The 9,335-nt window shown below is 44.1% G+C and carries 7 protein-coding genes; all 7 read right to left on the reverse strand.

Features of this window, described 5'->3' with window-relative positions; translation table 11 throughout:
- Nucleotides 1–187 precede the first annotated feature (187 nt).
- The 7 genes from F6K38_RS29555 to prfB all read right to left on the reverse strand — a co-directional run bounded on the left by F6K38_RS29555 (nucleotide 188) and on the right by prfB (nucleotide 8,548).
- Entirely contained in the window at nucleotides 188–994 is an 807-nt protein-coding gene (locus F6K38_RS29555; RefSeq protein ID WP_008183340.1) for a sulfite exporter TauE/SafE family protein, read from the reverse strand.
- Nucleotides 995–1,402: 408 nt separating this feature from the next.
- On the reverse strand, nucleotides 1,403–3,700 hold the full coding sequence (locus tag F6K38_RS29560; protein WP_008183342.1) for a glycosyltransferase: 2,298 nt from the start codon (nucleotides 3,698–3,700) through the stop codon (nucleotides 1,403–1,405).
- A 542-nt stretch (nucleotides 3,701–4,242) separates the two neighbouring features.
- Nucleotides 4,243–5,409, reverse strand: a complete 1,167-nt coding sequence (locus F6K38_RS29565) for an NAD(P)/FAD-dependent oxidoreductase (RefSeq protein ID WP_008183344.1) — start codon at nucleotides 5,407–5,409, stop codon at nucleotides 4,243–4,245.
- A 35-nt stretch (nucleotides 5,410–5,444) separates the two neighbouring features.
- Nucleotides 5,445–5,960, reverse strand: a complete 516-nt coding sequence (locus tag F6K38_RS29570; RefSeq protein ID WP_008183348.1) for a diacylglycerol kinase — start codon at nucleotides 5,958–5,960, stop codon at nucleotides 5,445–5,447.
- 98 nt (nucleotides 5,961–6,058) lie between these two features.
- The gene (gene ybeY / locus F6K38_RS29575; RefSeq protein WP_008183350.1) at nucleotides 6,059–6,586 is read right to left on the reverse strand and encodes an rRNA maturation RNase YbeY; all 528 of its coding nucleotides are present in this window, start codon (nucleotides 6,584–6,586) and stop codon (nucleotides 6,059–6,061) included.
- 187 nt (nucleotides 6,587–6,773) lie between these two features.
- The gene (locus tag F6K38_RS29580; RefSeq protein ID WP_008183353.1) at nucleotides 6,774–6,989 is read right to left on the reverse strand and encodes a DUF3285 domain-containing protein; all 216 of its coding nucleotides are present in this window, start codon (nucleotides 6,987–6,989) and stop codon (nucleotides 6,774–6,776) included.
- A gap of 448 nt (nucleotides 6,990–7,437) precedes the next feature.
- Nucleotides 7,438–8,548 (reverse strand): peptide chain release factor 2 gene (gene prfB / locus F6K38_RS29585; RefSeq protein WP_131826916.1). Its coding sequence is split into 2 segments (ribosomal slippage): nucleotides 7,438–8,475 and nucleotides 8,477–8,548, totalling 1,110 coding nucleotides; the frame shifts between segments, so codons are not numbered across the junction.
- Nucleotides 8,549–9,335 lie beyond the last annotated feature (787 nt).

The following is a 9,335-nucleotide window of genomic DNA, read 5'->3' on the forward strand; positions in this document are numbered from 1 at the left end:
GGTGCGCTTTCCGTTGGCGAATTAAATTCGCCACGGGTCGCACCTCTGCATCGCTTACAAAGGGTGTGAGACTAATGTCGATGTCCTAACTGCCCTGGCGACTGCTATATTTATAGTTCTATTCCCTTGTCCGAAGTTCCCTATTGCTCACCACTGCGGCGAAGTCTAATTAAATAGATACAGACTTTCAAGCACCGTAACTCTGCCATGCCTGCCAAAAAATATAAATTGATAGGGAAAACAACAGCGTGCGAAATCCATTGCTCACCACTTGGTCTGGTAACTTTGGCAAAAAGCGAGTACTAATTTGCGCTCCCAAAAAGCCTCCTATGCCCAGCAGCAGTCCCTCAATCCATAAGACATTTCCCTGTAAGGCATGTCCTACAGAGGCTGAAACTGCTGTAATCACGATTACCCCTAGACTTGTCTGAATCGCAGTTTTAATCGGTTCTCCTAGGAGCAACATTTGGAGTGGAACCATAATTGTTCCCCCACCAATACCAAATAGACCAGCTAATAAGCCAGCCAAAGCACCTGTCGCTATCCTTGCTACAGTAGCTTTGGTGGAAGAGTTTGAAGAAGGTGTGTTGTTTGGTGCTCTTTGAGATTCCTGTTGCGCTCTAGACTTAAGCTGTTTGCGTAGTTGGATCAAATATATCGTAACCAATAGCAGTATCCCAAAGGCTACCAGTAACAAGTAAGGAGGGAACAGGTCCGCTAGATAGGCACCAATTTGTGCTGTGATTAGAGCCGGAAATCCGATGCCAATTACACTTTTTAGATCAAAGTAGCCCATCCGCCAGTTTTGCACTGTACCAGAGCTAGCCGTAATCACAATCGACAGACTACTGGTAGCCGCCGCTTGAACTGGTTGATATCCTAATGCCACTAACAAGGGGACGAGCACTACACCGCCGCCAATGCCGAGAAATCCGGCAAGAATACCTGCTAATAAACCGGAACCAGCAAAAATCAATAAATGGGTAGGAGTCAAGCCCTTCGCTCCAATTCAAAATTATCAATTCAAAATTAAAAAATACCCCACGAATTAATTCGGGGGCTTGAAACATCGCTATCGGCTTTCGCCGACGCTGCGCGAACGCGACCATTCAAAATTAAAAAATACCATATAAATGAATTCAGGCGCTTGTATCCTTAGGTGCGCTTGACCTTGGCGAATTTAATTCGCCAAGGTCAAGCGCACCTGTGGAAACAATTCCAAATTAGAAGGCTATTCATTTTGAATTCAAAAATGGTCATCCCTTTAGATCGCCTTTGGCTCAATCCACTTTTTTGCTAGCATAGCCGCTCTTGAGTCGTTGTTTAATTAGCGAACGCGCCCCGCGTGACCATTCGCGTAGCGTGGCCTAAAGGCCAAGGTCAATCGCATTTTGCTGGCAATTTAGTTCTGGATTAGTTCATTGGGTATCGCCACTTTGATCACAACGGTTTCACCTTCGGCTTCCCAATGAGCGCTCGCCTCCACCTGGGAGTTTAGTTCTGGATTCATTGGTATTGCCACCTTGATCGCCACTTCTTCACCGACTTTTTGAGGAACACTAGGAGGTTTTACCCTAGGCTGAGCTACTAGTGAAATAGGTTTGAGCAGGGGTTGGAAGCTATTGTCCTCTTGGAAATCAGCAACAGTTTCCATCGCCTTTGGCGCTGGTGCTACCACAGCAATTCCACCATTGAGTTTGGTAAGGGTAGAGCTTGGTACCTCAGCGGAGCTAATGGTGCTGAGGTTTGGATTACGGTTAAACACAAATCTGGGCTGGAGCAAACTTTTTAATAAAAGCCACAGCAAGCTCAATTCTCCAGGGGTATCACAAGGTTTCCACTGACCCACACCACAAAACAGCATTTCAATTAAACACCTTGTCTGGGGTAAACTCATCTGCTGATTAAATCCTATTTGGAGAGTGGGAGTTTCACTCGTGAGGTCTGTGTGAGTAATCTTTCCTTGTAGTCGCAAGTTCTCCCCCATTATTTTCAGACTTACTTTGATATTATCTTTAAGGGAGATAGATAGCTTCTCGGTCAGCTTGATTTGAGCACCTACTTGGGAAATCAACTTAGTCATGCCCCAATAGGTTTGACCTCCTATATTTATTCGCACCACTTTACGTAAGTCAAACCATTCGTTAGTATCCGGATTAGGAGAATCCAAAAGGATTAGTAAGGCGATACTCAGCACCAGGAGATTGTAGCCACTCCAAATCCAAGCTAAGCTGATGCCTTGGGTAAGTTGGGCTGTTTCTAGGGATGGCAAACTGCTGACTGGTATCAATAATTCGCTCAGATTAAACCCAAAGCTAATTGCTGTAGCAACGAATACAATAATCAGCGGCGATGCTAACTGCCAGTTGTAATTAAAACTCTCCCTAGATATTCCTTTCGGGGTTACTTTAAATCCTCTCGAAAAAGGATTCAGCATTGTCTGCAACACCGTTAATCCAATCGGGAAACATGACACTACTGAATAAATATCTGACATGAAAGCGGAGCGAGAGCCGCAGTTTACCCAGGAGAATACAGAAAACTGTAGCAAATAGAAAGGAACTAAAAAACACAATACTTCCGTAGCTGTTGCTTTAAAGCAAATAATCCCGAAAAATGTATACGCTATGGGAACAATGAGAAAATAAATTCGTGACCAGCTAGTAAACCAATAAAGCAACCCATCTAAATGAACCAGTCTTTGCAGATGAGTAAGTCCAGGAATTCTTAATGGATTTGCGTCTAGAAAAAGTCCCTGTAAGGTACCTTGTGCCCATCTTAGCCGCTGAGATACATGACTTGCGATATTCTCTGCTGCCAAGCCAGCACTTAATTTTTCATCAAGGTAAATTAACTTATAGCCAAGAGCCGATAAACAAACCCCAGTATAGTAATCTTCAGCGATGGAATCGGTAAAAAAGCCACCAATACTTAAGAGTGCGCTGCGCCTGACCACAAAAGACGTGCCACAACACACAATACTATTTGTGCTATCCCGAATTGGTTGAATGTGTCGATAAAATAATTCTTCTTCTGCCGTCAGAATGTTTTCTAAACCTAAATTATAGGCAACCGGATCGGGATTATAGTAGCTTTGGGGAGTCTGAACTAGAGCGACTTCCTTATCCTTAAAGAAACCCACAGTCCGCTTGAGGAAGTTCCTAGTAGGAATAAAATCAGCATCAAATACAGCAATTAAATCCCCAGAGGTTTGAGGAAAGGCATTGTTTAAATTACCTGCTTTGGCATTAAGATTATTTGGTCGCGTAATATACTCGCAGCCTAGCTCAGCTGCAAGTCTTTTGATCTCAGGACGTCTAGTATCATCCAGAAGATAGATCGTTTTTATTGTATACTCTAAAGCTTGACAACCAATAATTGTTCGTCGTAGGATAGAGGGATGTTCATTATACGTAGGAATAAGTATGTCAACAGACGGGGTAAAACGACCACTAATAACCGATAATTCACCCCAATCAGCTTCCCGACTTCTATCTTTTATCTGGGACAAGAAAAACAGCTGAATGGTGCTACCAGCTAGCCTCAGTATTTCCGCTAGTAATAACCCCAAGCTAAAGACTCCATTGACCAGGGTATCCAGATTGAGGGTAAACAGCGATCGCCACAGCACATACTGAAGAGTCAGCAGTAGCAAAATCCCTACCACCACAAGCTGCCACTTAGAGCGAGTTTTTGTCATAATCCCTTAACTGTAATTCCAGTATTGTCATTAGTTCTTGGATCATTAGTTCTTGGCAGAAGACCCCTATTACAGCCGATTGGGTTGAGGGGAGGGGATTGCCATCACCTGTAGGTTCATAACTAGTTTAGGCTCATAACTCGCTTGTTAGCACGAGCTAATTCCTTAGCTTCCCTCACAAGCTAAGGGGTAGACCGTCGCTTCCACCGTTCTTTATCTTAATTAACATTTAACTTGCTGATTGTTCACTGTTGACCGTTAACCCTTGACAGTGAAGATTACTCTGGTGTCAACACAAAATCCGTTGCTTAAATTATTCTGCAGGTTAAAGGTGTATCTGCCTGTGACCATTAACCCAACTTAGTACAGTCTAATCCGACCTTGGACCCTACCTATGTTCCATAACTTTGACAGAGTCGCCCCTACCAAAGGGCTTTAAGGATGATGGAGCCACTGTATTGGCACTTTGACTGAGACTATGGGTCGATCACCAACAGACTCTTAACAAGCTTTAACCTAGCTTAATTTAACATAATACTTTGTTAACTGGCAGGGGACATCTCGGCTATTATTTCATCCTCTTGTCCAACCACCCAGTTAGCAAAGCGCTTGGCTAGGGGTGGCACAAATACCAGGGGGTTAGTAAAACTAGAAAATATATAAACTCCTTCCACACCACCGAAGGAACCAACCACTGGTAAACTAGTGTTGCTGAATGCTACTAAACAATGATGCCAGGTTCCTGGTAATTTCTCAAGAGCTGGTAGAATTTTACCCACTTGAGTACGAATTTCCGCTTCCCCTTTCTCTGGCGCTATAGTGGCGTAGGGGTCTGTCAGTACACGGCTGAGCTGACCCATCCGTAAACTGCCATCTAAAAACTGCACTGCACCTGCATCAAGAATCGGTGGTACTACCTCATGAGCAGGCTCATCCCACAAGTGTTGAACTGACTTAGTACTGGCTTGCTTTTCGAGTTGAAACCGTTTCGTATTTGCTGGAATAACCATGGTCTGCAGCTGGATGTCAACTCTGGGAGTTTCAATCATCTCCTCATGAGTGAAATACAAGTAGACAGGAATTCCGGAAGCTTTCAGTAAGGTGCGACTGAGTCCACCAGCACAGACAACCGTGTTAGCGGTGTGGTAGGTGGCTGCTACTGTTTTGACTGCCTTGATAGCATCTGAACTCCTTACCAGTTCCACCACACGACCAATTTGGATTTCCCCCCCACAACGGCGGAAAGCTTTCAGGTAACCTTGGGTAGTCTTTCCTGGATGGATATGCCCGTGACGGACAGTAAAAGCTCCTGCGATCGCATTTCGATTGAGTAATGGTTCAAGGGCACAAGCGTCAGCCACACTCACCCAAGTTGGGGGAGTAGCACAACGGGCATAATCGGCTGCCAATTCTTCAAAGTCATCCTTGAGGTCAATGGTCAGCAATAAGTCTAATTCCCGGAACTGGGTATCTGTTGCTAATTCCTCAGATAAAGTTTGATAAATTTCTCTAGCTTCCTGACATAGCACTCGAGTTAACCTTGATGTTCCTGACCAATAGGCAAGACCACCATAGCTATAGCGAGTTGCTCCCTCTAGGGTAGGATGTTGCTCCAAAATCAGAACAGTCAAACCTTGGCGACACAATTCGTACCCGAGTGCTGCTCCAGTAATGCCACCACCAACGACAATCCAGTCATATACTTTCATCGTATAGTCGCATATCGTATAGTCTAATTGGGTATTTAGCCCAAAACTGACTCAATTCTACTGATTAGGGGTGGCAGTAGCAGGGAACCGGCTACAAAAATAGCAGTTATCGCTGAGATCAGCACTGCACCAGCGGCACAATCTTTAGCAATTTTAGCCAGTTCATGGTATGTCTGTTTAACAGTTAGATCTACGACCGATTCAATAGCTGTATTTAACATCTCCATGGCCATGACTAGCCCAGTGGTTAGTCCAATCACAGCCAGTTCTACCAGGGGTATTTTTAAAAAAATGCCCAAGGTAATCGCTAGAATTCCAATGGCTGTATGGATGCGGAAGTTACGTTGGGTGAGAAAGGCATAGCGAACCCCAGCCCAAGCATATTTGAAGCTAATCATTAATGTCGGAGCAATTCGCCAAGCCAAATCTCGGTTAGGTTTGACTTTGGAGTCAGAGTATTGGGGTACTGGTATAGATAGTTCTTGAGTCATCGGCAAGGTATTAGACACGAAAAACTGAGTTTGATAAGATTCCGCCTTTGGTAACACCATTTCTTGGTTCAGGGATAAGTCTTGGGTATACCTTGATCTTTCCCATATGGGGTAGGAGGATTAACCTTTAGGGATATACTGGAAAGCACAGCAGACTTCTAGGAATCATTAGAAAGACCTACGCTCTGAAGTAGAGTCTCCTGTTGATCCAGCATTCTCAGTAGACTTTCTTCATCCGGATGATCCCATCCTAGAAGGTGAAGTAAACCATGGGTTGCCAGCCAGGCTAGTTCCGTAGATACAGAATGCCCGTGCTGTTTAGCCTGTTGAACAGCAGTATCTACCGAAATCACGATATCACCCAAGTATAGAGGCACTGATAATTGCTTTTGGGGTGATAACTTAGGAGAGTTTACCTCTAAAGCTGCAAAAGCAAGTACATCTGTAGGCTGATTTTTTTTTCGGTACTGGGAATTAAGTGCCTGAATTTCACTATTGTCAGTAAGGCGAAGACTCAATTCGTAGCTGTTCGCCTCCGGTAAATCCGGTTCGAGGGCAACTAGCCATTGGTCAAACCAGCTTTCCCAAGTGTGGAGGGAAATTGGGCTGCTGGATTGGTTAGTAATGGTTTCAGCGGAATGGGAGCGATTAAAGAAACAATCCTGTACACTCAATTCAAACTTCACACTCAGCGTCTCCAAAAGGCTTGGCTACCAGTAGGGTAACCTACTCCGATGACCTAGCCGATTGGCTAGGTCATCGGCTTCGTTAATCCTGGGTCTAGGACTATGCTTACTGTTCCCTTGATTTTGCTCTCTCGAAGCATAGAGCCATCAACAAGAGTAAGTTTAAATCACTTAACAAACTCTTTAGTTAACGGGTTAGGTAGGCAAGACCCACCAGTAAGGCCAATAAACCAGAAACGGTGAGGAAAAAGTGTCTCAGAGATTTACCTCCCTTACGCACCATATTGCGCATGGCTAACTTGGTGTAACTAGGCTTAGGTTCACTTGAACCGCTATCGGCTGGGGCTGTAGTTGTATCCAGACCTTGTTCTGGCTGTTGGGTTTGTGAAGGTGGGTTGCTCATCGAACACAAGTACTCTACGTCAGAATTTCTTTGCTGATTTTAATCTAACAGCATACTTAACAATTTTTACCACGAATTACCCAGAAACTCTAGCTGTAGCCTGCTTTATCAATGCACCCTAAACCTAAGGCGAGTTTGTTGCCAAATTTTGCCTAATTCCTGCTTACTTGAAACTTGACCACTGACTATTTATCAGTAATAATCAACCAACTTTGACAATCACTAATAACCAATCATTAGTGATTAGTTAGTGTAAGCATTCAGCAGTCAGCTATCAGCTAATGCGCTACAGATGGTGCTACTTGAGGTGCTAGCAGGCGTTTTAACTGAACGGGGTCGGATGAGTAAAACGAGCAGGGATTTTCAAGCAGCCGTAGCAGCACCCCCCAGCTTGTTTATTACCGACCGTTGATTAGCTGACGGCTGACGGCTGATAGCTGACTGCTTACTAGTTAGTTAACTGATTTTCTTGACGCAGATACGCTTCAATGAATAAGTCAAGATTACCATCAAGGACATCATTAACTGCTGTGGTTTCCACACTAGTGCGCAGGTCTTTCACCATCTGGTAAGGATGAAACACATAATTTCGAATTTGGTTTCCCCAAGCCGCTTCCACCATGTCCCCCCGAATTTCGGCAATTTCTTGAGCTCGTTGCTCCTCAGCAATCACGAGCAACTTAGCTTTCAGCAGTACTAAGGCTTTTTCTTTGTTTTGCAATTGAGAACGCTCCTGAGTACAGCGCACAGCCAGGCCGGTAGGAATATGGACAATCCGCACTGCAGTTTCTACCTTATTGACGTTTTGCCCTCCCTTACCACCTGCACGGGAGGTGGTAATTTCTAAATCCTTCTCGGGGATTTCCAGCTCAACGGTATTATCCACCGCAGGCATCACTTCTACTCCAGCAAAACTAGTCTGTCGCTTACCGTTAGCATTAAACGGGGAAATCCTCACCAGTCGATGAGTACCTTTCTCGGCTTTCAGGTAACCATAGGCGCGGAGTCCGTCAATTTCCAGAGTGGCAGACTTAATCCCAGCTTCATCTCCTGGGGAAAGTTCGGCTAGGTGGACTTTATAACCATGGTTCTCTGCCCAACGGGTGTACATCCGCAGTAATAGGTCAGCCCAATCTTGGGCATCAGTTCCACCAGCCCCCGCATTGATGGTGAGGACAGCACCTTTAGCGTCGTAGGTACCAGATAACAGCTGTTCCAACTCCCAGCGATCCAGTTCTTTATTCAGCTGAGTCAAGTTGGTTTGAGCTTCTGCAAGCAGTGCGTCATCGGTTTCTAGTTCTAGCAACTCCAAGATCGCTTTAGTGTCTTCCAAACTGGATTGCCACTGTTTATAGCGTTGGAGGTTAGATTTTAGGTCGTTGAGATGTTGAAGGGTTTGCTGAGCCGAGTTTTGGTCATCCCAAAAATCTGGTTGAGCTGCCAGCTGCTCTAAATCTTGAATTTTGGCCTTCAGAGCAGCAATGTCAAAGATAGTCCTGGGTTTTACCCAGGCGCTCCGACAAGATTTCGACTGCCCGTTTCTGCTCTACGGTTTCCATAATGCTTCCATCCTTTACAACACCATTATAACTACACCATGTAAATACACCAGGTAATCTTCTTGATTTTAACTATACATTTCAACTATAGTATACTAGTATACCGAGAATTTTTATGATGCGATCGCCATCTCAAATACCCTGGTCAAATTCCAATTTGAAAACGTAATTGTAAATATTATACCGATATTTTAATCGATGTAATATCCATTTTTAATCACAAGTTTAAAACGTAATTATATAATGTATAATTACGTTTTAAACCTTTTTAAGGGCTATAATATAACGTTTTTTATAAGAGGATATCTGAAAAGTTGTTTGATACTGAATTTTGCCCCCCTAGCCCCCCTAGCGAGCAATCCCTCGCTTGGGGGGAACAAGAATCCATTTGCTGGTAAAAGTCCCCCAAGCGAGCAATCCCTCGCTTGGGGGACCAACGGGGGCTTTGATGTAGCAAATGATACTTCTCAGACAACCTCTAATTTTATTGAAATCGTTTATGAACAATTACAATATTATTTTATAGGGAACTCGATTTGATTTACTCCACTAATCACGCTTCATAATACACAACAACTTGCTTCTTTCCTAGAACAGATAGATTATCAATATTTACCATAAACTTTACCATAAATAGCCCTCACTTTGGGTATTGGGATTTCCTTAGGGATTCAGAGTTCAGCAACATTTAGGTATAGCAGAAGTCAGAAGTCAGAAGTCATTTGTCAGAAGTCAAACTCTTGCGCTTCTTGATGCAGTCGCTCATGGGGGAAACCCCCAAGACCGC

The sequence above is a fragment of the Moorena sp. SIO3B2 genome (assembly GCF_010692525.1).
GTDB lineage: Bacteria > Cyanobacteriota > Cyanobacteriia > Cyanobacteriales > Coleofasciculaceae > Moorena > Moorena producens.